At 57.0% G+C, this 23,631-nt stretch carries 23 protein-coding genes; 15 read left to right on the forward strand and 8 right to left on the reverse strand.

The features are described 5' to 3' along the window. Nucleotides 1–40 precede the first annotated feature (40 nt). The 3 genes from ACXAGD_RS21840 to ACXAGD_RS21850 are packed head-to-tail and all read right to left on the reverse strand — an operon-like array spanning nucleotide 41 to nucleotide 2,093. Nucleotides 41–838, reverse strand: coding sequence for an iron chelate uptake ABC transporter family permease subunit (locus ACXAGD_RS21840; RefSeq protein ID WP_475214029.1), 798 nt, complete (start codon nucleotides 836–838; stop codon nucleotides 41–43). Continuing rightward, the gene (locus tag ACXAGD_RS21845) at nucleotides 838–1,578 is read right to left on the reverse strand and encodes a metal ABC transporter ATP-binding protein (protein WP_475214031.1); all 741 of its coding nucleotides are present in this window, start codon (nucleotides 1,576–1,578) and stop codon (nucleotides 838–840) included. Before ACXAGD_RS21845 ends, ACXAGD_RS21840 begins: the two co-directional genes overlap by 1 nt. Before the next feature lie 2 nt (nucleotides 1,579–1,580). Beyond that, the gene (locus tag ACXAGD_RS21850; RefSeq protein ID WP_475214033.1) at nucleotides 1,581–2,093 is read right to left on the reverse strand and encodes a Fur family transcriptional regulator; all 513 of its coding nucleotides are present in this window, start codon (nucleotides 2,091–2,093) and stop codon (nucleotides 1,581–1,583) included. A 56-nt stretch (nucleotides 2,094–2,149) separates the two neighbouring features. Between ACXAGD_RS21850 and ACXAGD_RS21855 the strand changes: the two genes are divergently transcribed. The 5 genes from ACXAGD_RS21855 (at nucleotide 2,150) to ACXAGD_RS21875 (ending at nucleotide 6,737) form a co-directional block, all read left to right on the forward strand. After that, entirely contained in the window at nucleotides 2,150–3,292 is a 1,143-nt protein-coding gene (locus ACXAGD_RS21855) for a zinc ABC transporter substrate-binding protein (protein WP_475214035.1), read from the forward strand. A 239-nt stretch (nucleotides 3,293–3,531) separates the two neighbouring features. After that, nucleotides 3,532–4,647 carry a CobW family GTP-binding protein gene (locus tag ACXAGD_RS21860; protein WP_475214036.1) on the forward strand — a complete coding sequence of 372 codons (1,116 nt, stop codon included), beginning with the start codon at nucleotides 3,532–3,534 and terminating at the stop codon, nucleotides 4,645–4,647. Continuing rightward, nucleotides 4,640–5,854 (forward strand): GTP-binding protein, encoded by a 1,215-nt coding sequence (locus ACXAGD_RS21865; protein ID WP_475214037.1) that lies wholly within the window; start codon nucleotides 4,640–4,642, stop codon nucleotides 5,852–5,854. The genes ACXAGD_RS21860 and ACXAGD_RS21865 overlap by 8 nt, the downstream gene beginning before the upstream one ends. Continuing rightward, entirely contained in the window at nucleotides 5,851–6,486 is a 636-nt protein-coding gene (locus tag ACXAGD_RS21870) for a DUF1826 domain-containing protein (RefSeq protein WP_475214039.1), read from the forward strand. Before ACXAGD_RS21865 ends, ACXAGD_RS21870 begins: the two co-directional genes overlap by 4 nt. Next, nucleotides 6,486–6,737 carry a DUF6525 family protein gene (locus tag ACXAGD_RS21875; protein WP_475214040.1) on the forward strand — a complete coding sequence of 84 codons (252 nt, stop codon included), beginning with the start codon at nucleotides 6,486–6,488 and terminating at the stop codon, nucleotides 6,735–6,737. Before ACXAGD_RS21870 ends, ACXAGD_RS21875 begins: the two co-directional genes overlap by 1 nt. Before the next feature lie 30 nt (nucleotides 6,738–6,767). Here ACXAGD_RS21875 and ACXAGD_RS21880 read toward each other — a convergent pair whose 3' ends face one another. Together ACXAGD_RS21880 and ACXAGD_RS21885 are read right to left on the reverse strand one after the other, a co-directional pair. After that, nucleotides 6,768–7,763: a fatty acid desaturase gene (locus ACXAGD_RS21880; protein WP_475214042.1), complete on the reverse strand. Its 996-nt coding sequence runs from the start codon at nucleotides 7,761–7,763 to the stop codon at nucleotides 6,768–6,770. A gap of 134 nt (nucleotides 7,764–7,897) precedes the next feature. Continuing rightward, the gene (locus tag ACXAGD_RS21885) at nucleotides 7,898–8,719 is read right to left on the reverse strand and encodes a class I SAM-dependent methyltransferase (RefSeq protein ID WP_475214044.1); all 822 of its coding nucleotides are present in this window, start codon (nucleotides 8,717–8,719) and stop codon (nucleotides 7,898–7,900) included. Between the two features lie 73 nt (nucleotides 8,720–8,792). On the opposite strand from ACXAGD_RS21885, the gene ACXAGD_RS21890 reads away from it, so the two are divergent. Further along, complete coding sequence (locus ACXAGD_RS21890) at nucleotides 8,793–9,560, forward strand: DUF5765 domain-containing protein (RefSeq protein WP_475214045.1); 768 nt, start codon at nucleotides 8,793–8,795, stop codon at nucleotides 9,558–9,560. A gap of 132 nt (nucleotides 9,561–9,692) precedes the next feature. On the opposite strand, the gene ACXAGD_RS21895 is transcribed toward ACXAGD_RS21890, so the two are convergent. After that, nucleotides 9,693–10,421: an adenylate/guanylate cyclase domain-containing protein gene (locus ACXAGD_RS21895; protein ID WP_475214047.1), complete on the reverse strand. Its 729-nt coding sequence runs from the start codon at nucleotides 10,419–10,421 to the stop codon at nucleotides 9,693–9,695. A 219-nt stretch (nucleotides 10,422–10,640) separates the two neighbouring features. Here ACXAGD_RS21895 and ACXAGD_RS21900 point away from each other — a divergent pair, with 219 nt between their 5' ends. The 3 genes from ACXAGD_RS21900 (at nucleotide 10,641) to ACXAGD_RS21910 (ending at nucleotide 14,925) form a co-directional block, all read left to right on the forward strand. Further along, complete coding sequence (locus ACXAGD_RS21900; protein ID WP_475214049.1) at nucleotides 10,641–11,348, forward strand: response regulator transcription factor; 708 nt, start codon at nucleotides 10,641–10,643, stop codon at nucleotides 11,346–11,348. A gap of 293 nt (nucleotides 11,349–11,641) precedes the next feature. Next, nucleotides 11,642–13,483, forward strand: a complete 1,842-nt coding sequence (locus ACXAGD_RS21905; RefSeq protein ID WP_475214051.1) for an ATP-binding protein — start codon at nucleotides 11,642–11,644, stop codon at nucleotides 13,481–13,483. A 443-nt stretch (nucleotides 13,484–13,926) separates the two neighbouring features. Continuing rightward, nucleotides 13,927–14,925 carry an isopenicillin N synthase family dioxygenase gene (locus ACXAGD_RS21910; protein WP_475214053.1) on the forward strand — a complete coding sequence of 333 codons (999 nt, stop codon included), beginning with the start codon at nucleotides 13,927–13,929 and terminating at the stop codon, nucleotides 14,923–14,925. 65 nt (nucleotides 14,926–14,990) lie between these two features. Here the strand turns inward: ACXAGD_RS21910 and ACXAGD_RS21915 are convergent, their stop codons facing one another. Continuing rightward, nucleotides 14,991–15,863 (reverse strand): LysR family transcriptional regulator, encoded by an 873-nt coding sequence (locus ACXAGD_RS21915; RefSeq protein ID WP_475214055.1) that lies wholly within the window; start codon nucleotides 15,861–15,863, stop codon nucleotides 14,991–14,993. An 87-nt stretch (nucleotides 15,864–15,950) separates the two neighbouring features. Between ACXAGD_RS21915 and ACXAGD_RS21920 the strand changes: the two genes are divergently transcribed. The 5 genes from ACXAGD_RS21920 to ACXAGD_RS21940 are packed head-to-tail and all read left to right on the forward strand — an operon-like array spanning nucleotide 15,951 to nucleotide 21,724. Next, on the forward strand, nucleotides 15,951–17,408 hold the full coding sequence (locus ACXAGD_RS21920; protein WP_475214057.1) for an aldehyde dehydrogenase family protein: 1,458 nt from the start codon (nucleotides 15,951–15,953) through the stop codon (nucleotides 17,406–17,408). Beyond that, a complete protein-coding gene (locus ACXAGD_RS21925; RefSeq protein ID WP_475214179.1) occupies nucleotides 17,408–18,382 on the forward strand; it encodes a membrane dipeptidase in 975 nt (324 codons plus the stop codon). Before ACXAGD_RS21920 ends, ACXAGD_RS21925 begins: the two co-directional genes overlap by 1 nt. Nucleotides 18,383–18,386: 4 nt before the next feature. Further along, complete coding sequence (locus tag ACXAGD_RS21930) at nucleotides 18,387–20,075, forward strand: hypothetical protein (RefSeq protein ID WP_475214059.1); 1,689 nt, start codon at nucleotides 18,387–18,389, stop codon at nucleotides 20,073–20,075. After that, nucleotides 20,072–20,701: a DUF3726 domain-containing protein gene (locus ACXAGD_RS21935; RefSeq protein ID WP_475214061.1), complete on the forward strand. Its 630-nt coding sequence runs from the start codon at nucleotides 20,072–20,074 to the stop codon at nucleotides 20,699–20,701. Before ACXAGD_RS21930 ends, ACXAGD_RS21935 begins: the two co-directional genes overlap by 4 nt. Before the next feature lie 12 nt (nucleotides 20,702–20,713). Next, nucleotides 20,714–21,724 carry an Ldh family oxidoreductase gene (locus tag ACXAGD_RS21940; protein WP_475214063.1) on the forward strand — a complete coding sequence of 337 codons (1,011 nt, stop codon included), beginning with the start codon at nucleotides 20,714–20,716 and terminating at the stop codon, nucleotides 21,722–21,724. 35 nt (nucleotides 21,725–21,759) lie between these two features. Here the strand turns inward: ACXAGD_RS21940 and ACXAGD_RS21945 are convergent, their stop codons facing one another. Continuing rightward, nucleotides 21,760–22,638, reverse strand: a complete 879-nt coding sequence (locus ACXAGD_RS21945; RefSeq protein WP_475214065.1) for a DMT family transporter — start codon at nucleotides 22,636–22,638, stop codon at nucleotides 21,760–21,762. A gap of 230 nt (nucleotides 22,639–22,868) precedes the next feature. Between ACXAGD_RS21945 and ACXAGD_RS21950 the strand changes: the two genes are divergently transcribed. Continuing rightward, entirely contained in the window at nucleotides 22,869–23,573 is a 705-nt protein-coding gene (locus ACXAGD_RS21950; RefSeq protein WP_475214067.1) for a DUF1868 domain-containing protein, read from the forward strand. The last annotated feature ends 58 nt before the right edge of the window (nucleotides 23,574–23,631 follow it).

Below are 23,631 nucleotides of genomic sequence, written 5' to 3' on the forward strand. Positions count from 1 at the left end.
ACCTTTGAATGTGTCAATATCCAAAACCTTACCTTTTCGTTTAGGCCCGGTGCCGTGTCGGCCAGCCAACCAGGCTTAGGCACCCAAACAGGATCGCGGCGACGCAGACAATCGACGGGCCTGCAGGCGTATCAAACACGTAAGCGGCCCTCAGCCCTGCGACGGCGGAAAACGCGCCGATCGCGGCGGCAATCAAAGCCATGGTTTCCGGAGATTTCGCCAAGCTTCGCGCTGCTGCTGCTGGGATGATCAACATCGCGGCAATCAGAAGAACACCCACGACCTTAATCGCCACCGCAACGGTCACAGCCAGCGAAAGCGTCAGGATCAGCTGCTCCCGTTTAGGGTCAAACCCGCTGGCATAGGCCAGTTCTTCATTCAGCGTCGCCGTCAGCAGTTGGGACCAACGCCACGCGATTAGCGCGACGACCAGTGCAGCCCCACCCCAGATCACCATCAGGTCAGAGCGTGACACCGCAAGTATATCGCCAAAAAGATACGCCATCAGGTCGATACGTACACCCGACAGGAACGAGACCGCCACAAGGCCGAAGGCAAGCGCTGAGTGCGCCAACACCCCCAGCAAAGTATCCATCGCGTAACCACGCCCAGCCAACAGGGTGACGGTCAGCGCCATCACCAGCGCAACGGCCAGCGCACCGGTGAAAACTGACATCTGGAAAGTCAGCGACAGCGCGACGCCAAGGATGGCTGCGTGTGCCGTTGCATCGCCGAAATACGCCATCCGGCGCCAGACGACGAAACACCCCAGGGGGGCTGCAGCAAAGGCAACACCAACGCCCGCAAGCGTGGCGCGGGTCATGAAATCATCAAGCATTATTCAGCTGCTTCCTGAGAGTGGTCACAATGGTCGTGATCGTGGTCATGATCATGTCGATACAACGCCAGCGCACCGCCTGTGCCGGTTCCGAACAGCGCACGGTATTCCGGGGCCGAGGCCACAACGGCGGGCGACCCTTCGCAGCACACGTGCCCGTTCAAACAGATCACCCGGTCCGAGGCGCTCATGACCACATGCAATTCGTGGCTGATCATCAGAATGGCACAACCGGTTTCACGGCGCACATCTTCGATCTGGCGATAGAATGCCGCCGATCCAGGCTGGTCGAGCCCCTGTGTCGCCTCGTCCAAAAGCAAGACGTCAGGGCGGTTGATCAGGGCTCGCGCCAGCAAAACCCTTTGAAACTGCCCGCCCGACAGTTGCGACATCTGGCGTCGCAGAAGATCAGGAACACCTGCAGCCTCCAGCGCTTCCATGCATTGTTTGCGCGAAACGCGGTTGGTCAGACGCATGAACCGTTCGACCGCGATCGGCAAGGTCGGATCAATATGCAGTTTTTGCGGGACATATCCGATCTTCAGGCCGGGCTTGAGGGAAACCTTGCCCACAGAGGGTTTGGTCGCGCCGATGACGGCCCTCAACAGGCTGGTCTTGCCCGAGCCGTTCGGCCCGACAATAGTAACGATCTCACCGGGCTCGATTGCCATGTCTACATGACGCAGTACTGTATTTGCGCCATAGCGCACGCTGAGGTTCTCAACGGTGATCAGGGTCATCTCTACGCCTTTTTGGTGCAGTCGGGGCAGATTCCCTCGGCTTCTACAACCGTTCGTTCGATCTCGAAACCCGCCGCGCGCGCCGCTGCACCCAAAACGCCCTTGGCCGGAGCGGACTGAGCCTCGGCCACCGCATCGCATTTTCTGCAGATCATAAAGGCAGGGGAATGCGCAGCACCAGGATGCGAGCATGCGACAAATGCGTTCAAACGCTCGATCTTGTGCACGAACCCGTTCTGTACAAGGAAATCGAGCGCGCGATAGGCAACCGGAGGCTGCGACCCGAACCCCTCATCCCGCAAACGGTCAAGAATGGCATAGGCGCCTAGTGCACGGTGTTCCTGCAGCAACATCTCCAGAACCTTGCGCCGAACCGGGGTGAGACGCAGCCCACCCTCTTTGCACCGCGCTTCGGCAGAGGCCAGTGCAGTTTCGACGCAACTTTCGTGGTCGTGCTTCTGAAACCCAACCGGGGCTGTCTCGTCTGCAGGGATGTGATGCGTGTCACTTGTCATGTTATTCCATATCATGTATGCCGCTCGCAACGTTATAAAATCACATAGAGGGTCTGATGTCCAGAAAGCTTCTCCCAGTATCGATCACGGCTGCACTTATGGGCGGAACGGCCATGGCGGATGTTCCGAATGTCGCGGTTGATATCGCACCTGTGCATTCACTGGTAGCGCGGGTCATGGACGGTGTTGGTACGCCTGATCTGATTGTTCCGGCCGGCGCGTCGCCACATGAATACAACCTGCGCCCCTCCGAAGCATCCGCGCTGCAAGAAGCCGACCTGGTGTTCTGGATCGGCGAAGACCTGACGCCGTGGATGGAAGGTGCGGTGGAAACGTTGGCCGATGGTGCCACCGTCACGACTTTGCTGGACTCGGACGGCACGGTTCTTCTGGAGTTTCGCGAGAATGCCCTGTTCGAGGCGCATGATCATGGCGATCACGACGGGCATGATGATCACGACGATCATGATCATGAAGAAGAACACGCGCATGAAGACGAGCATGTGCACGACGACCACGACCATGACGATCATGCCGAAGACAAGGATCATGATGACCACGGTCATGACGAAGAACACGCTCATGAGGACGAGCAAGGTCATGAGGATCATGACGGGCACGACGATCATGACCATGAAGATCATGCCGATCACGAAGGGCATGATGATCACGACGGCCACGCCCACGGCGACCATGACCCACATGCCTGGCTGTCCCCGGCAAATGCCGAAACTTGGCTGAACGTGATTGCGGCACAACTCTCGGCCGCCGACCCGGACAATGCTGGCGCTTACTTTGCAAATGCGGCCGCCGCACGCGAAGAAATGGCAGCGCTGTCCGCCGAAGTCGCTGAAACACTTGAACCGGTCCGTGGTGGCAGCTTTATCGTGTTCCACGACGCCTACCAGTATTTCGAGGACGCGTTTGACTTTCCGGCTTCGGGTGCAATTTCTCTTAGCGATGCGACCGACCCAAGCCCGGCACGCATCGCCGAAATTCAAGGCCGTATCCGTGAAGAAGGCGTCAACTGCGTGTTGACCGAACCGCAATTCAATCCGGGCATTGTCGAAACCGTTCTGGACGGGACCGAGGCCAATACCGGCGTGATGGATCCGCTTGGGTCCGACCTTGAACCCGGAGCAGCCCTGTATCCGAACGTCATCCGCAATCTGGCAAAAACTCTGGCCGATTGCCTCTGACTAAAATGACCGGTCCGGTCGGGTTTTAAACTCCGGCCTGGCCGAACACTGTCAGGGGCAACGCAGGTAACCAGTTTTTCCGTTTCATGTGACTGCGATGCTCCTGTCCCTACCGGCCAGAGCGCTTTGGTCCACGAGTTCCCGGCCAACTTTCGAATACTTGATCCCGATGAATAGGAACCTTGTGTTCGTCTTTTCGTTAATGTTATGATATCACATATCTATCAGAGGAGAGAACAGTGATTTCCCACGCGGCATACGGCACGGATCCCACCAAAGACCGCCGAATCCCTGTCACTGTTCTGACCGGCTTTTTGGGTGCTGGCAAAACAACACTGCTAAATGCAGTACTATCAGAGTCTTCTGCAGGCAAAATCGCCGTTATCGTGAACGAATTCGGCGAGGCCGGCCTGGATCACGATCTGATCGAGTCGGTTGAGGATGAGATCATCCTGATGCAATCCGGCTGCCTTTGCTGTTCCATTCGGGGGGATTTGGCAGGGACGATTGCGGATTTGGTCGAACGGCGAGACGACGGGCTTTTGCAATTCGAGCGGATCGTCATTGAAACCACCGGGCTTGCTGACCCCGGCCCCATTCTGCAAACGCTACTGGTCGATCCTGAATTGGCACGTACGACCCGCATGGATGGCCTGGTGACCGTCGTCGATGCGGCCAATGGCGCGCAAACACTGGACGCACAGTTCGAAGCCGTCTCACAGGTCGCAATGGCCGACCTGATCCTCCTCAGCAAAACCGATCTTGTTTCCAAGGCAAGTGCAGAGACCCTTTCCGTGCGGCTAACAGCGCTAAACCCCACAGCCCGGATCGAGCGGCCCGTTGGAGGCAAGTTTGATCCTCAAAAGTTGTGGGGCTTGAGCGGTTTGCGCAAAGGTGTGGCTCAGGAAGACGCGATCTTGTGGACGACACCGACCACCGCACCTGATCCCTTGGCCAACCTGTCCGGGTTTTCCGCACCCAAACCAGTGGCACTTGCCCTAACGCCTCATGACACCCGGATCAGCTCTGCCTCGATCATTCTGGATGCGCCGATCAAGGATTCAACCTTTGACTATTGGCTGGACACGCTGATCGCGCTCAAGGGTCCCGATATTCTGCGCGTCAAAGGCATTGTGTTCCTCGACGGGTTCGACGTGCCCTTCGTGTTTCACGGCGTGCAACACATCTTTGACCCACCCGTCCCGCTGAAAAACTGGATCGGGGACGACCGCCGCTCGCGCATTGTGGTCATCGCCCGCGATCTGGGCAGTCCTGAACTGCAGCGGAGCCTAGACATGCTGCGCGCCCACCAACCCAACACAGCCACGAAAGAAGAACTTCTGAGCCATGACTGATACCCGTCTTCCCGTCACCGTTCTGTCCGGCTTCCTAGGGGCTGGCAAAACCACCTTGCTGAATCGCGTGCTGAACAATCGCGAAGGTCGCCGCGTTGCCGTGATCGTAAACGATATGTCAGAAGTGAATATCGACGCCGATCTGGTGCGCGCCGAAACCGAATTGAGCCGCACCGATGAGACCCTGGTAGAAATGTCGAACGGCTGCATCTGCTGCACATTGCGCGACGACCTGCTGGACGAAGTGCGACGGCTGGCAGCGGAGGGCCGGTTTGACTATCTGCTGATCGAGTCCACCGGGATCTCGGAACCGTTACCTGTCGCGGCGACTTTTGATTTTCGCGACGAAGACGGGCAGAGCCTGTCGGATGTCGCCCGTCTCGACACAATGGTCACAGTCGTAGATGCGGTGAACCTGCTCAAGGACTTCTCAAGCCATGATTTCTTGCACGACCGTGGCGAAACGATGGGGGAAGGTGATGAGCGTACGCTGGTTCATCTGCTGACGGACCAGATCGAGTTCGCCGACGTCGTCATTCTGAACAAGATTAACGATGCGGGACCGGACCGCACCGATGCTGCGCGGAAAATCATCCGCAGCCTGAACGCGGACGCCAAGATCATCGAAACAAACCACTCCGATGTTGACGCCGACGCCATTCTGGACACCGGGATGTTCGATTTCGAAGCCGCCCATCAGCATCCGATGTGGGCGAAAGAGCTGTACGGCTTCGCCGATCACGTACCGGAAACCGAGGAATATGGCGTATCCTCGTTTGTTTACCGTGCCCGTCAGCCGTTTGAGCCCGAGAAGATTTTGGACCTTCTGAACGGCGACTTGCCCGGAGTCATCCGGGCAAAGGGGCATTTCTGGATTGCAACACGACCCCAATGGGTGGCCGAGTTCTCTCTGGCAGGTGCATTGTCCAGCGTGCAACCGATCGGCACGTGGTGGGCGTCGGTCCCGGAAAGCCGGTGGCCTGAACACCCCTCGGTGCTGGATTACATCAAGCAGCACTGGTCAGAGCCCTGGGGCGACCGGCGGCAAGAGCTGGTCTTTATCGGTGCAGGTATCGACTGGCCAATGCTGAAATCCCGGCTTGATGGCTGTTTGCTGCCTAAGGCACTGGCGTCCGGGCCGGATGCCTTGCCCACAGACTTGCCCGACCCGTTCCCGCTTTGGCGCCGGGTGGAGGATGCCGCGTGACTTTTGTCCGAACAGAATTGAAGCATGCAGCGGTGGGTGTTGGTGTGGCCGACACCCCCGACGGGTTGGCACAAATCGAAATGCCGGGATGCGCTGCCACGATCTGGCGACGTCAGCCGGGTGCCGAATTCCAGACATGGATCAACGCGCTTGACCCGTCGCAGCTGCCAACTGCGCGGCTTGTTCTGCGACCGGCGGCAATTCCCAGTGCCGTTGAACACCTGTGTGATATCGCGGGATTGGAAGACACCGCGGAACGCAGCTGGCTGGAAAGCGATATCGCTGATTTAGCCGCACGCTTTGCTAAGCTGATGCGCGCGCCCTATCTGCGCCTTCGGTTGGACGCGATCAGCACAAACGCCTGCCGCAAATTCCACGTCGACGCCATCTATGCGCGCCTGATCTGCACCTATCGGGGCACCGGTACGCAATACGGAATCTCGACAGATGGAGACGACCCAAGGCGGGTTTTCACCGTTCCGACCGGCGCACCGATGATCATGCGCGGCACGCTTTGGCCGCAAAGCCCGCCAGTTGGGCTTCTGCACCGCTCGCCACCAATTGCAGGGACGGGCGAAACGCGTCTGGTTCTTGTGTTGGACCCGATTTTTGACATCGATGAGGCCGATTGATGGGCCGTAACCTTGGTCAGACTAGCCTTCGGAAACGGCGCCGTCGCGAGGACCCGATGCGCGAGTTCGACCGCCTTCCCCCGGTTCTGCGCGCCTGGGTGGCACAAGCCGCCCTGCCCTGGCGCCCGCGCTCGGTTCTTCGGGCCTACAACAACGCATTGGCTCGGACGGGTGATCAAAGCCACGCTCTGAACGAACTGAAGCGTCTGGAAACTGTGCAATTGGCGAAAGATACAGCGTCAGTCAGGTAATCTCGCCTGATGTTGGGGTGTATTGTCAGATCAGATCGACGACACCGATCCCAAGCGGATGTCGTTTCGAAACGACTGCGGGAACGGGATCATTCTGTTGGCATCTTCATCCCACAGCCGCCACTGCAGGCACTCCAAAGCGTCCCTGATGCCTATGGCGGCACTGTTCCAATCTTCGGCGATGACCGCATTGCATTCCTTCAGGCGATAGCACGGAATTTTCGCGTTGAAGTGATGCAGGTCGTGAAACCCAAAGTTCAAAAGCACAAAGTCTACAAGAACGCCCAGCCGGAGTGAGCTTGCCCCATTCAAAGCCGCGGCTTGCGCGTTCTTTTCGCCGGTATCCCGCCAGTAGGTTTCCTCGAAATTGTGACCGACATAGACGACGAAAATCCCAAAGCTGCCCGCAACAACGCTCCCTAGGATCAGGGCAAAAAACGACCACCACCCTAGAACCGTGATCACCAGAAACCAAAACCCAAACATGGCGATGTTCTGAAGCAATACGTCCCGAACACTGACTTTCAGTGTGTTTCTGGGCCAACGGTATTGCACGAAATAGACCAGCAGCGGCCCCACAAGGAACAGCGTGATCGGATGCCTGTAAATCCGATAGAATAGCTTTTTGGAAACGGGCGCAGCTTCATATTCGCGCCGTGTCATTACGTAGACCTCGTGGACATCCCGGTGCTCCAGATCACCAAGATGCTTGTGGTGCAGATTGTGATTATACCGCAGGACACTGTGCGCAATTCCCGAAAAAACGGATAGGCAATTGCCAAGAAGGTCGTTCAGCTTTCGGTTGGAGAAATAGCTGTAATGTCCACAATCATGCTGGATCGAATAAAGCCTCAGAATCCCCGCGCCAAAAAGCAACGCACCGCCAAACAACGCCAACAAGGATCGGGGAAAGACGGCGGGAACGCCCAGTCCCAGCGCCACAATAATCGCACTGATCGCCAGGGCTTTGCAGGCCGACCAATTGTCTGCTCGTGCAAACTCGCGCGGAACTTTGATCGGATTCATTCGTGATCGCTGGGCAAAATTAACTAATATGAACGCACTCTGCCATCAACGACCTGAGCTAAGCAAGACTTGGTCATCGTAATCTTGGCAACACACCCAGTGTTTATGTCATGACCGCCGGGCTTGCCCAATTGTCACTCAGACACACGGGAAAACTCCAAAAACATATAAGGCTGAATGTTCTCGCAAGGCCCAAGCCGAAACACTTTGGTCATGCCAAGGGCCTTTGCTGAACGCCCAACCTTGTTGAACACCCCGATATGTTCCTGAAACACGGGATCGGTGTTGAATCGGTCGATCATCCGATCCGTAATCTCGTGCCGGACACGCAATTTTAGTTGAGACCCCGAAAGATGCCGCTTGATCTGAGACAGGCGAACAAAGTTTAGGCTGTTCCACAGACCGTGCACCCCATAGGTATCTTCAACCCAGCTAATGCGCCGCTGAAAAAGGCGCCCGGTGGTCGCCTTTGACCCAACGACAGGAATGTTGAAATGCGGCTCGTAAGGGAACCCGTAGTTCGGACACAACACGATACAGCGACCTTTAGGATTCAGGAACCTTGGTAAAGTGTCCAGAAAGTGCCGCCAGTCCGGAAGATGTTCCAGCACATTGACCAGATACACCAGATCATAAGCCTGCGGGGCTTCATACTCTTCATAGGTTGACCGGTGTATCTTTGCCCCCAGCCCTTGAGCGTGTTGCAGCACGCCTTCCATCGCCTCGAACCCTTCGGCAAAGGGTTCGATCCCTTCCAGGCGGATGTCAGGGTTCTTTTGCCCCAAAAGTGTCATCAGGATTCCGGCGCCGCAACCGATCTCAAGCGCGCAGGCCCCAGTCGGCAGGGCTGAAATCTCAGGATCAAGGTTCTGAAAATGGAACCGTGCTGCACTAAGCCAGATCTCTTTCAGCGGAAAGTCGAACCTCGCGAAATCGTCCAGAACCTCATCGATCAAAAAAGGCCTTTCTCGGTGGTTCAACGAATGCATACTGATCCCGACATGGTAAGTTTCGGAAATTGATAGAACAATGTGTTGGAGTGGACCAGCTTCTTATACGATCGCCGCCGTCGGTGTCGTCGCCACAGTGAAAGCAATCCGTCAGGGCGACAGCGCGTTGCTCTGGTCGCCGCTGGTGTATTTTACGGCCATCGAAGTGTTGCAGGGCTACTCCTACTCAGTCGAGGGGCAATGTGCATTGCCGCAGAACCAGGTCGCGACCTTGCTGGCCTATGTACACATCGCGTTCCAACCATTGTTTACCTGCATCCTCGCGCTTTACTTCATCCCCAGCGACGTGCGCCGAATGATCATGCCGGTCGTTCTGATCATCGGGGCGCTGACCGGGGCGTATCTGTTGATACAAATCTACCCCTTCGAATGGGCCGGCGCTTGCAGGCCCGGACGACTGCTTTGCAGCGACCATATGTGCGTGAAAAAGGAAAGCTGGCATATCGGTTGGCACTTGCCGCTGAATGATCTGGGCGAACGTCTGCCCGCCACAGTATTCGGACGACAATATGATCTGAACTTCCCGGTCTATTTCACCGTGATGTTCATACTTCCCGCCCTGTTCGGCGCATGGAAAGTGGCGGGTTTTCAGCTGTTGGTCGGACCAACCCTTGCCTGGGCAACAGCATCAAGCCCCACGGAAATGCCCGCGATCTGGTGTCTGTTCTCGCTGGGTATTGTCATGACTATTGTCTTCACACCTTTGCGGGATTTCCTGTTTGTGAAGTCCTGGCCAATGTGGGATGTGCTGCGCAGGGTGAACGGTAGAAATAAAAGAGCACTCTAGAAACCGTACAATCCGTTCACCCGCGCATCACCATTTCTCCTCTCTTCACACTTGCGATCTGAATGCTTTCAACTTTGAACACTCAGACCCCCCTCGAGCATTTGAGAGTCGAAAACCCAATCCAACGCGGCCCTAGGCCGCGTCTTCCTCATCCAGTTGATACAGAATCCACTCTTCCGGCAGACCTTTGAGTGTCTTTGACCCCAGCTTTGAAAACTCCAGACCTGATCCAAGAACCAGATCGCGCACAGTGCTGGACACCCAAACGTGCCCGCCTGGCGTGAGGCTCAGAACACGGGCCGTAATTGCAATCGCAATCCCGGTCACGTCATTCACGGTGCGAAGGCACTCGCCCGCGTGGATCCCGGTGCGGATCTTCAGGCCGGATTTGCTTGCCTCGACCTGAAATTCGCGGGCACATGCAATCGCCGCGCTGGGTCTTGGGAAAGCTGCCAGCAAACCATCGCCCATCAACTTGATCAGCGAGCCCTCGTGTCGGGCGACGGTTCGGATCGCAGCCGCATCAAGACAATCCATGATGTCGCGCCATTTTGCGTCGCCCAGACGCGAGATGATTTCGGTCGAGTTCACGACGTCTGTCATCATAATCGTGATCAGCAGACTGTCGTTTTCGCTGTCGCCCGAGCGAAGCGAAATATTCTCTTCAAATGTCTGGTCAATAAGGTTGCCCTGATCCAGCTGTACTTTACTGGGCCGGGTTGGGAACCTCTTAATAACCGCCGGCTCATCTCGGGTCATGTCAAGGACGCCCATAGAACCAAGGTTCTTCCAAGGGCTCAGCGGTTCGGGCATTTCGGGGTAATCAACAGGCTCAATGATTGAAAACGATGTGTTCAGCATTTGTGCACCACCAAATAGCGTATTTGCACCGCAGGCTAACCGCATATTGTCAACAAGCCGCGACGCAAATGTTAATGAGATGTTAACAGCGGCTGGTTTAACGCACGCTAGGCTTGTGCCTTGTGGGGTACATATTCCAAAAAGGGGTCAGAGCACAGCGAAGCGCGATATCCACCCTTGTGAAATCGCGTATCGAAACTCAGTGTCGGGGACCGAATTTTGAAAAAGCTGAATGTACTATTGGTAGAAGATGATCCGTCACTGCTTGCATTGACGTCGGCGCTTCTCAGACCCCATTTCAGCGTCCTGCAGGCCTCCAATGTTGCAGAGGCTCGCGCAATTCTTGCCTCGAAACCCGTAGACATCGCCCTGCTTGATCTTGGATTGCCGGACGAGGACGGCCTGGTACTGGCACGATCCATGCGGGCGAAATCGGCGCAACCCCCGATTATTTTCGTATCCTCCAGAGACAGCGCCAGCGACAAGATCAGCGGGCTGGACATCGGGGGCGACGACTACCTTACCAAACCCTTTGACCCTGATGAGCTTTTGTCACGCATTAACGCGGTTCTGCGGCGCACGAACGCCCATGCGGCAGCTCCGCGCCGCGAAACACGGGTGCATCTGGGCGAAGTGGAAATTGACCTGGACACAAGGCAAGTCTGGAACGAACGGTTGGAGACTACACCGTTCACCCGCGCCGAGTTTGATGTGCTGATGGCGATCGTCAACGCAAACGGGCGGGTACTGTCCCGTGCAGTCTTGTTGGACGCAGTCGCCCTGTCGCCGGATCATGACGCCGGTGAGCGCACAATCGACGCATTAGTGGCGAAAATCCGGAAAAAGCTGTCCAGCGGGAGCGATGGGCCCAAAATCATCTCAACGGTTCATGGCGTCGGCTATCGGCTGGGACTGGTGCGAAGTTGAAAGCCCGCGCTTACATATATGACGAGCCTATCAATGCGGTTACCCAAAACTTCACTGATCGGACAGTCGAGGGCAAATACCGCGAGTGGTATTTCGAGTCCACGCGCGGTCAGTTTCGAACGGCCTTACTGTTTGGGGCATCGTTCTATGTTGTGTACGCCATTCTTGAAGTCTTCGTACTGAACGGGCGCTCCTTCTCGGGGCAGGACTTAGCCGTCTGGGGGGCCAGACTGTTCATTATTTCGTTTATCTTTGGGCTTTTCTTTTTCTCTCACAGGCTTCCGGCTCGCACATTGCCCATCATCATTTCGGTTGGCTGGACTGCAATGTATCTGGCGATTTGGGCGGCGTTTGCGTTTTCGGGCGATCATGCGTCTAAAGACTTCTTGTACCGCTTTGCTTTGATCAGCTTGGCTGGAACAGTCTTTCTGCCCTTTGTCTTTTCGCACTCGGCAGCACTGCAACTTATGCTCTTTATCCCGGTCTCCTACTTTCTGGTGTTTGATGCCTCCGGCAGTGGTATCGATACCTGGATCGGGCCTTCATTTGTTCTTTGCTCAACTGTTCTGATCGGCCTGTATGCCAAGTTTTTCTCGGAAAGGACGTTGCGGGCAAACTTTGTGCAAAGTGTCTATCTGGAAAAAGCACGCAATGACGCGGAAAAGGCGAATGAAGCGAAATCGCAGTTTCTGGCTACTGCCAGTCATGAACTGCGCACGCCGCTGAACGGCATCGTCGGGAATATCCGGCTGATCAAACTGATGCCACAGGACCGCGAGTCATTGGACCAGCGGTTGGATGAAATCGAACGCTCAAGCCTGGCGATGAGAAACCTCATCGATGATGTTCTGAACATCGCGCGGCTTGAAGAAAAGGCTGAAGATCACGAGTTTCAGACCTTCAACCTGTCTGAAATCCTGCAGGATCTTGAGGCCGTTTTGCGCCCGCTGGCGCGTTCAAAAAATCTGCAGTTGATCATCCCTCAATTTGACAGTGGCGTTTACTTGAGTGGCAATAGTGGCCACCTGAGGCATATCTTGCTGAACTTGCTGGGTAATGCGGTGAAATTCACCCAAGAAGGATCGGTGACACTGTCGTTTGAACAATCGAAACAATCCGTGGCCTTCACGGTCAGCGACACCGGGATCGGTGTGCCCGAGGATCAGATTGCCAGCATCTTTGAACCCTTCACGCAGGCTTCGAACATCGATTCCCGCAAAACAGGGGGAACCGGGCTGGGGCTTTCGATTGTGCGCGGGCTTGTGACCTCGCTTGAAGGACAGGTTTCCGTCAAAAGCAGCCTGGGTGAAGGAACGGTTTTCCGGGTGGAAGTCCCATTCCATGCCGCTCCGGCCCCATCGCCTCAATCCGAGGCAGCGGGGATGGCCGTTACTGTGGGAACCCGGCAGAATGTTCTAATTGTCGAAGACGACCCCACCAGCATGGAAATCCTCAAAAGCTTGTTGGAGCGGGATGGCCATGCGGTCACCGCCGCCGCAAATGGCCGCGATGCAAAAGAACTGTTCCGGCCAGACGATGTTGATTGCATCCTGACCGATATCCGCCTTCCTGACACGACCGGCGTTCAACTGGCGCGCGACCTTAAGAGAATTGCCAAGGCCCAGCAGCCCGAAAGAACCATCGCAACCATAGCCGTCACCGCAAACGTGATGCCCGAGGACCTGGATGAATACACGGCAGCAGGGTTCGACGCGGTTGTCTCCAAACCGCTGGACGAACGGGTTCTATACGGTGCGATCCGGGCGTCGATCGACAAACCTCCCTCGGACAAGCCATTCGTGTCCAAAGGCTCCGAAGCCACCAAGGCGCGCCTCAGCAAGTTCCTGAGCAGTGAAGAAATGGAACAGGTGTTTCTGGCGTTCAGAGACTCGCTGGAAGATTGCCACGCGCAGCTTAAGACCGCAGAGAAACAGGGGGACCGGGATCGGATCGAGTTCCTCGTGCACCGCGTTTCCGGCAGCGTGTCGAGCTTTGGTGAAACTGAACTTGCCAACATGGCAAAATCAGTTGAGGCGCTTTTGCAAAGCGGCACGGAAAACTACGGCGCTGAGCTGAAACAGCTGATCGATTCCTGTGGGGTCGTTTTGAAAAGCCTCAAAAAGCGAGCCGTTTGATCGCTCATCCCGTTCGCGGAACAAGCACCGTCAACTTACCTGATCAAAGTCCGGGTGACATCACGATTGCGGTGCCGGATTCTATTCAGGTTGGTCGCGCACCAAGTCATTATGCGCACCCAAAGTCAAAGACCGAAGAGAGTGAATACCGACTATTTCGGGCGTTCGGTCATAGCTTTTGGGTGTTGCATACTAAAGCGTACAGAAATTTGGACCGCTCTCCACGATGGGAAAATTCCTCAAACACTGCCATGAAAATCATATATTATTGGCTTCTCTCACCTCTTTCTAGCCTCCCAAAGACCATGACGAAAGTAGAGACACACAGTCTTGCATGAATTCTGCTCATCCGTAGTCGAATTTTTGAAATATTGAAAAAGGGTCACCCCCTGTCAGTGTGCGCGTGCAATCAGGCCGCTCTCAGGATGGAAAAGAGAACCCCAATGGCACAAGATCTCGTTGCTCAACTGGATGACAAACTGCGTGCAAAGCGTGAATCTTTCGACAAACTCCCCGTGATCGATATCGCTCCGCTGCTGGATGGTAGCGGCAAACAGAAAGTGGCGAAAGAAATTCGCTGGGCGCTGTCGAATGCCGGTTTCATGTACGTGAAAAACCACGGCATCGCGCAGGATTTCGTCGATCAGGTCTTCGACGTCACCCGCCGCTTTTTTGACCTGCCGATGGAAGACAAGATGAAGCTGCACGTCAGCAACTCGGACGTAGCGCTGCGCGGGTATATCGAGCCCTACGGAGAAAACACTGATCCGACCAAAACCAAGGACCTGAAAGAGTGTTTCGACATCGGACCCGAGCGTGATGCATTGGAAGGCCCGTTCTTTGGCCCCAACCAATGGACCGCCGCGCTGCCTGAATTTCAAGAGCTGGTCTACGGCTATCACCAGAAAATGGTCAATCTGTCCAAGCAGCTGCTGGGTGGCATCGCGCTAAGCCTGGACCTGCCGGAAAACCACTTCGAAAGCCTGATGCAGAACCCGATCAGCATCCAGCGCCTGCTGCACTACCCACCGCAAAACGGCATGATCGACGAAAAGATCATCGGCATCGGCGCTCATACGGACTACGGAAACCTGACCATTCTGGCTCAGGACGATGTTGGCGGCCTTCAGGTGATGAACCGCGAAGGCAACTGGGTCGAAGGATCGCCAATCCCCGGAACCTTCGTGATCAATATCGGCGATCTGGTCCAGCGTCTGACCAATGACGTCTATCTGGCCAACATGCACCGCGTCATCAATACGTCCGGTCGCGAACGCTATTCCATCCCCTTCTTCATCGATGCCGACTATGATGCGGAATTCAAGCCTCTGGACTCGTGCGTCACTGCAGACAATCCGCGTCGATATGAGGGCGTCACTTGCGGAGCCCACAAATTCGGTCGCTTCGCAGCCAGCTACGCCCACCTGAAAGAAGCTGTTTAAGCAATAGATTTCACATCGCGTTCGTCCACTAGCCTGTCGAAACGGGATCGATTTGCCAAATCGCTTTAACTCAGTTGTCTGCTCAGGATGAAGGCGCTGCACTCGTCCGTCAGTTCCTGGAACCGCGGCTTTTCCTTTACGTACAGATAGACCTGTCGCTTGTCCGGCAGGTCCGAGAGCGTGCGGAAAGCTGTGGTTTCGGGAATAAATCGCGCAACAGTTTGCGGAAGCACGGTCACCCATTTGCCTGTTCTGACCATGGTGACAAGCGAATGCGTATTGTGAATGGTAACGTCGGCATCCGCGATCGCGTCCACAAATTTCGGCGTCTGGATGAGGTCGCACAAAGCGTTTCGAACAAACGCGGAGGCCATCACATCATCCAAAGTCGGCGGTGTGGGCCTTGTAATAAGCGGATGATCTGACGAGCACACAAGCCCGAACTGATCCTCGAACAGGGGAATGGCCTTGATGCCTTTCAACGGGTGGAAGCCGGACGCGATTCCGATATCCGCCTTGCCGTCCACAAGCGAATCCAGCACCTGCTGCGTATCTGTATCCCGCAATTCGACTTTCAAACCGGGAAAACGGCGGGTCATATGGTCCAGAACCGCAGGAAAAAGCAAAGCGGCGACCGACGGGACAGATACAATACGCATCAGGCCGTGGCTGGCGTCCGCAGCCGCCTCAATAGACTGCACCGTCTGATCAAACTGACGAACCTGTTTCAGTGAGATTTCAAAAACCTGCTCACCAAGGGCTGAGAGATGAGTCTTTCGCTCTCCTGCGAACAGTTTCTTGCCCAGATGGCTCTCGAACTGTTTCAGCGTCATAGAAACGGCCGATTGCGTGCGACCCAAGCGGTCGGCAGCTTCGGTCAGGTTACCGGTTTGCACAACTGTACAGAAACAACGCAGCATTTCGATCTTAATGGCCATACTTCAATTTTTCTGAAGTTTCTTTAAGTTGTTTGAATTTGACTGATACGGGCAGCAAAGTCCATTCTTTGCCGGACAATTTTTGACATGGGGCCTGTTGTGACCAACCTGAACCTGATTGCCGGCGAATGGCTGGCTGGCGAAACCGAAATCGAGAACCGCAATCCGTCCGACCTGAGCGACCTGATCGGTCACTTCGCGCAGGCCAGCGCGGATCAGCTTGACGCAACGCTGGATCAGGCGCGCGTGGCGCAGGCCGAATGGTCCGCCTATGGGCTTGAGCGTAAGCAGTCCGTCCTGATGAACATTGGCAATGAGCTGATGGCCCGTGCCGAGGAACTTGGAACCCTGCTCAGCCGGGAAGAGGGCAAACCGCTGGCGGAAGGCAAAGGCGAAGTCTACCGCGCCGGGCAGTTTTTCACCTATTACGCGGCCGAGTGCCTGCGCCAGATCGGTGAGAATGCCGATTCCGTGCGCCCTGACATTGAGGTCGATGTCCGCCGCGAGGCAGTTGGCGTTGTTGCCGTCATCAGCCCTTGGAACTTTCCGACGGCGACGGCCTCGTGGAAGATCGCCCCGGCGCTGTGCTACGGCAATGCGGTGGTTTGGAAGCCTGCCAACATCACACCGGCCTCGGCCGTCGCCCTTACCGAGATCATCAGCCGTCAGGACATCCCCAAGGGCCTGTTCAGCCTTGTCATGGGGTCTGGTCGCTCTATCGGACAACGGCTTGTCGAAAGCCCAAAGGTCAACGCCATCTCGTTCACCGGATCGGTGCCGGTCGGCAAGGGCATCGCTGCGGCCGCCATTCAGAACCTGACTAAGGTGCAGATGGAAATGGGGTCGAAAAACGCGCTGGCGGTGATGGATGACGCCGATCTAGACCTTGCTGTTTCGCTGGCACTGGGTGGCGCGTTCGGCGGCACCGGTCAGAAATGTACCGCGTCGTCGCGGTTGGTAGTTCATGCCGCTGTTCACGAAGCCTTTGTCGAAAAACTGGTGGCCGGGGCGCAGGCGATGAAGGTCGGCAACGCGCTGACAGAGGGCACCCAGATGGGGCCGGTGGTCAGCGCACAGCAGCTGGCCGAAAACCTGGCTTATGTCGATCTGGGCAAGTCCGAAGGGGCTGAACTGGCCTGCGGCGGTCAGCGCTTGGACATGCCCGATGACGGCTATTACATGAGCCCCGGCGTGTTCCTGAACACCACCAATGACATGCGCATCAACCGCGAAGAGATGTTCGCGCCGCTGACTTCGGTCATCAAGGTCGGCAGCTATGATGAGGCGCTGGCCACCGTCAACGACACCAATTTCGGCCTGACTTCGGGTATCGTTACGCAAAACCTGGCGCGCGCCACGCATTTCCGCCGCAACGCAGGCACCGGGGTTGTGACGGTGAACCTGCCAACTGCAGGAACCGACTATCACGTGCCCTTCGGCGGACGCGGAGACAGCTCATACGGCCCGCGGGAGCAGGGCAAAGCCGCGGCCGAGTTCTATACGACGGTCAAAACCGCTTACATCTCTGCCGGAAAGCCGATGTGATGCGGATCGACGGGCTGCAATATGCCAATTGGTCCGAGAAGATCTTTCGGCAATTGCGCGACGGCGGCGTGGACGCAATCCACGTCACTATCGCCTATCATGAGAATTTCCGTGAGACCGTTCTGAACTTTGAGAAGTGGAACCGGTGGTTCGAACAATACCCCGATCTAATTATGAAAGGGTTGTGGGCCAGCGACATCGACAAAGCGCGCGAAACCGGGCGCACGGCTGTGTTCTTCGGCTTCCAGAACCCCTCGCCCATCGAGGACGATATCGGGTTAGTCGAAATCGTGCACACATTGGGCGCGCGGTTCATGCAGCTGACTTACAACAACCAATCCCTGCTGGCGACGGGCTGTTATGAGGCCGAAGACACCGGCATCACCCGCATGGGCCGTCAAGTGATCAAGGAAATGAACCGGGTTGGTCTGGTTGTGGACATGAGCCATTCGGCCGACCGGTCCACCATCGAAGCGGCCGAACTGTCCGAACGCCCGATCGCCATCACCCACGCAAACCCGCATGAATGGTCACCTGCGCTGCGCAACAAGCGGGACGCGGTGATCCAGGCGGTGACCGAAAACGGTGGGATGTTGGGATTTTCGGTCTATCCTCATCACCTCAAAGACAAGTCAGACTGCACACTGGAAAGCTTTTGCGAAATGATTGCGCGAACGGCTGAGAAATACGGCGCAGAACATCTCGGGATCGGCACGGATCTATGTCAGGACCAGCCCGATAGCGTGGTCGAATGGATGCGGGTTGGTCGTTGGACCAAGCAGATCGACTATGGCGAAGGATCGGCCAGCAACCCTGGCTTTCCGCCGATGCCAACTTGGTTCCGGGACAACCGGGACTTTGGGAACATTGAACAAGGGTTGCGTGCAACCGGTCTGAGCAATGACGATGTGGCCGGGATCATGGGGGAAAACTGGTACAGGTTCTTTGCCGAGAACTTTGTTGCGCAGGAGTAGCCGAATGGAAACGCAGACGCAGACACGGATTGAAAGACGAGACCCCGCCACCGTCATGCGACTGTCTCGGCTGGGATCCTTACATCAATGTCGGCTAAGCTTCATGCGACAACTGACCCGCCGCATGGCACGCGAGAGCTGGTCTTTCTCACGCCCAGTGTTTGACGTTGACGCCAAGGGCGTCGGAACAGCGGTCTACACCGCGCACGGTCCGGAAAGAGCGTATTCTCTGGTCGCCTTTGCCCATGACCTGCCCCCCGAGAAACGCTCGGATAGGGTGATTGCCGATGCCTGGGATGCGACCTTTTGCTTGTTCGATGGCATCCCGACTGAGGCTGATATCAAGCGCCTTTCCAAGAACGTTCCGCTACAGGAAGCCGGGCGCGTCAGTGAATCCGAGCTGTCCCTGTCCCGCGCCAACCGTTCGGTCAGGTTGTGGGAACATGTTGTTGATGCGCTGGCCGCAGGGCAGCAACCGGATGTGCAGCAAATCTATCAGGTTGGCTATCTGATGCGCACGACCGCCGTTTACGGGTCGGGCAAGTTTGGAGCGGCAGATCGCGAGAACACTGCAAACCGCCCCGAAACCAGCGCCCCCTTTCAGACCGAGATGCTTTCGGTTTTTCTGACCCGCGCCTTCGTTCGGGATTTGGTGCAGCACATGGCTGACGCCAAAGGCGGCGATCAGGCCGTAAACCTGGACCCTGACATCGCCCATTGGCTGGGCATCGGCAATTCCACCGGCCTCGGCATGGCGCCGTTCATCGTCAACCATCCCGTCCTGTTCAACAACTGGATCATAGCACGGGAAGAGGCGATTGCGCGTGTCCGGTCCGTGGAAACCGCATCTGCGGCTGAGGTTGAGCTCTTCCGGCGAGTTTTCGAAAGCAGCCAGCTTTCGATGACATGGTGGCGGTCTGAACATCCCATTCAAATCGAAAAACTGGCAGCGCTGAAAGCTGATATTCAAGCGATCTCGGACTATGTGGAACAAGACGGCCTGATCGGCAGCCACCCCTGGAACCGACTGGTGATCTGGTCGCAAACCGCGCTCAGCGATGAGGGGCAGGAATACCTCGCCTCGCTGATCCTTGAGCCCTACGCTGAACTTGTGGACGGGCTGGCTTCGTGCATGGCCGACAGCAATGCCGAGGCCTTTATGATCGACGGAGCGATGCAAATCAGCGATGTCCGCAACCTGATCCGGGGCGCATTTGAATGGGCCTTGGATCTGGACTGGACGTCCCGTGAAAACTGCGCCCGCGCATGGTATGTGTCTGAAGAGAAACTGGAACCTCGCATGGGCGAACGGTTCGAAGAACCCATCGCCGATTATGAGCAGCCACTGGCCCCGGCACGGGATGCCGCTTCGGCCCACGCGATGTTGAGCGGATGGGACGGCACCAAACCTATTGCAGAATTCTTACTACAACACCCTGAGCACCGCCACACCGTCCGGCGCGCACAGATGGCCCGCACCGCGCCTTATGGCGAAATCCGGGACAACACGATTGGCGCCACGGTTTTACCCCTCGACATGTTGCGGGCAAAGCTGTCGTTCTTCGGCGCCACGCATTTCGATCCGCGCTCAGATCGCTGGGTCCGTATCTGCATGTATGCGGGTGCGCCCTACCCCGAGGAGCTGAACATTCAGAACGCCGATCTTTGGGTCTATCCAGAGGTACCCACATGAGCTTCTCATTGAACGAGATGGAGGCAACCGCCAAACGCGCCACCCGCGGGGCCGGATATTCCTGGGGACAGGCGGAAGAGGCATCTAAAGCGGCCCGCTGGCTGTGTGCGCAAGGTCTGGATGGCGCCGGCGTTCTGGCACGGTTGTTGACGCTTGGGCTGGCCTCGGACCTTGCCGCCCACCGCCCCCGAAAGGTTGATCATTCGTGGCGAGGCGACGGCGAGTTGTGCCCCTTGTCGGCAGGGCCTCTCTTGTCCGACAGCGCAGATCTGCTGAAGATCAACCCGATCGAGATGTGGGACGTCTGCGCCCCTGAACTGTTGTTGCCCTTTGCCGCCAATGCGGCGCGCGTTCTGCAATGCTGGGTCAGCATCGAATTCGACGGCACGCTGGCAGTTACTGATGGCGATCACCTCGCCGTCCACGGTGTTTTCCCAGTCACGGCCCGACGGGTCACTGTTTCTCAGGGTGATGCGCCCGAAACCCTGCTCAATCGGCACTCGCGCGCACAGCCCACGCCGGGCGATTGGGATATTCTGAACCGTTTTGCCCACCGCACCTACGCCCCCGCAACCGAGGAATCCCGCCTGCTGGGCGCAGGGGCCGGGCTTTCCGACAACGACTGAAAAGAGACCCAAGTGACCGAAACACGGATCCTGACCCTCGCCGAAATAGAAGACCTATCCTTCCGCGCCCTTGTCGCGGCGGGCACATCCGAAGACAACGCCCGACCGCTGGCGCAAGCAACCGCCGCGACCGAGGCAGACGGCGTCGCAAGCCACGGTCTGGCTTATATCCCCATCTATTGTGAGCATGTGCAATGTGGCAAGGTCGACGGGTTGGCGAAACCTGTTCTGTCACGCCCCAAACCGGGCGTTTTGACCGTCGATGCAGCAACGGGTTTCGCTCATTCTGCCATTGATCTGGGTTTTGACGCCCTGACCACCGCCGCGCGGGAACAAGGCGTTGCGGTCCTGGCCATCAAGAACAGCTATAATTGCGGCGTTCTTGGCTATCACACGTTCAGACTAGCCCAAGCCGGTTTTGTCGCGCTGGGGTTCACCAACGCACCGGCCTCGATTGCCCCATCCGGCGGTTCGAAACCTGTCGTCGGCACCAATCCGTTTTCTGTTGCCGTTCCCGGAACCGATGGACAGCCCGCGTTGCTGATCGACCAAAGCGCCAGCACGATTGCCAAAAGCGAAGTCATGAAACACGCACGCGAAGGCAAGCCGATCCCGGTTGGCTGGGCGCTGGACCCCGAAGGCCACCCGACCACAGATCCCGAAGTAGGCCTCAAAGGGTCAATGGCACCTTCGGGCGGCTACAAAGGCGTCGGCGTCGCGCTGATGGTCGAGGTTTTGGCCGCCGCCCTGACCGGGGCCACGCTGGGCATCAATGCTTCACCGTTTTCCGGCACTGTCGGTGGCCCGCCGAAAACCGGTCAGTTCTTCATCGCCATCGATCCGGGCTCCACGGCCGAGGGTAGGTTCGAGGCCGGTGTCGCCGGTCTGGTCGAAGCAATCCGCTTTCAGGATGGCGCCCATCTGCCCGGTGACGGCCGAACGGCCAAACGTCTGGTGGCCCACAAAAAGGGTGTGGCGGTGAACACGGCAACGCTCGCCAGGATTGAAGCGATCTTGGGCTAGATGATCGGCACCGCGTGGCTTCTGTCGCCAAAAGGTCATCCTCTGGCAGCAGAAGCCCACTTGTCGGATTGGTGCAGGATCAGGGACCCAAGCCCGGAAAACGCGATCAGCACGAGGCCCAACAGCGAATAGGCGTCCGGCCAATCTCCGAACACGAGAATTCCCAGCACCGTCGCGGACACCAGTTGGCTGTAGACCAACGGGGCGATCAGACTGGCCTCGGCGGATTTGTTTGCAATCACCAGCAGGTAGTTGCCAACGGCGGAGGCAAAAGCGCTCAGCAATATCAACGACACGACTGACAAGTCAGGCGCAGGAAACTCTGCTGACAAACCAAGCGGCGTCAAAAGCACCGATCCGATCAAAAGTTGCGACATCAGTAGGAAACGGGGCCGGTAAGCGCCCGCAAGCGTTCGCGTCATAACCAGATACGCGCCATAGAATCCTCCCGCTGCAAGAGCGAAGATCATGCCGGACGACACGCCAAAACCCGGTTTCACAACCAGCATGACCCCACCAAAACCAATCGCCAGAAGGACGCCGCGACGGCGCGACGGTTTCTCGCCCAGAAACAGGATGGCAAGGACATAGGACACCACCGGCCCGACGAAGAATGCACCAAAGACATTGGCAATCGGCTCGGTTCGCAGTGCCGTCAGGATGCAGCATATCCCTCCGGCGATAAAACACGCCCGCAACAGGACGCGCCAGTCACGGAAGCTTGGGAACTCGCTTCCCGTAAGCCCGCTGAATGGCAGTAGCAGGATTGCGGCCAGAGCAAAGCGTGACCAAGCCACGATGATTGGATCGACACCGCCGCCGGTCAATAGCTTGCCCGCTGTGTCCCCGATCACAACGCAGGTCACCGCAGTGAAAACAAGCGCGGCAAGTTGAAAAAGGTTGGGCGATGTCATTGCCGGTGCGCCTCTGAAAATTGTCGGGCTCGTAATGTGAAACCGCGCGCAGGGGCACTGCCCGCAAGCCCTGAACGATTGGAAAGCTCCCCTCAGGATGCGGGCATATCTACTGGTCAGAGCACGCTCTGAGTCAAGTCGAAGACGGGTGTTTTCCCAAGCCAATGGCGCACCCCAGTCATAAGCCTGCAACAGATCACGAATAGGCTGTTGAAAAACGGAGCTTTACCTTGTCTTTGAACGTTGACGTCACCCCCTTCGCAGCCGGTAGAAATTCGGGCGCTCCGCGGCGCATTGGCCGGCGATACAACACCAAAGAATTCCTGCCCGAGGCGGGCAATACCGTTGTCTGCCATCTTGATTTCGACGCCCCAGCCCACAAGGCCGTGTTGGATGCACGCGAAAGACTGATGGCGTTACCGGAGGCCGAACGTTTTTTGTTCACACCCATCGAAAGCCTGCACATGACCGTGTTCGAAGGCGTTGTCGAAACCCGTCGCACGCCGGACACATGGCCCCGCGATATGGACCGCGACGCATCTGTGAACAGCGTCACCGACGCCATGATTGATCGGCTCGCAGCGTTTTCGGCGCCACCGGGTTTTAGCGTCCGCGTGACAGGCTTGAGCCCCACAGGGCTTGCGCTCAAAGGTGCCACCGAAGAAGACGAGGCGAATATGCGGGCTTGGCGCGATGCGCTGACCGACCCATTCGCCTATCGTCACCACAACCATGATGCGTACCGGCATCACATGACCTTAGCCTACCCAATAAACTGGCTGCCCGATAGCGTTCTACCTCTCTGGGAAGCTGAACTTGCCGCAATCCTTGAAGATCTTGCAGAAGCCGCGCCCGTCATACCCCTCACCGCCCCTGCCTTTTGTCAGTTTGCCGACATGACGCGGTTCGAAGAACTCCGAGTTCTTAGCACCTAAGCGGCTGCACGCCATCGACATCGCAAAGGGCGCAACATTGCGCAAATGTGACTTGGCA

Source organism: Ruegeria sp. ABF4_144 (assembly GCF_056160045.1).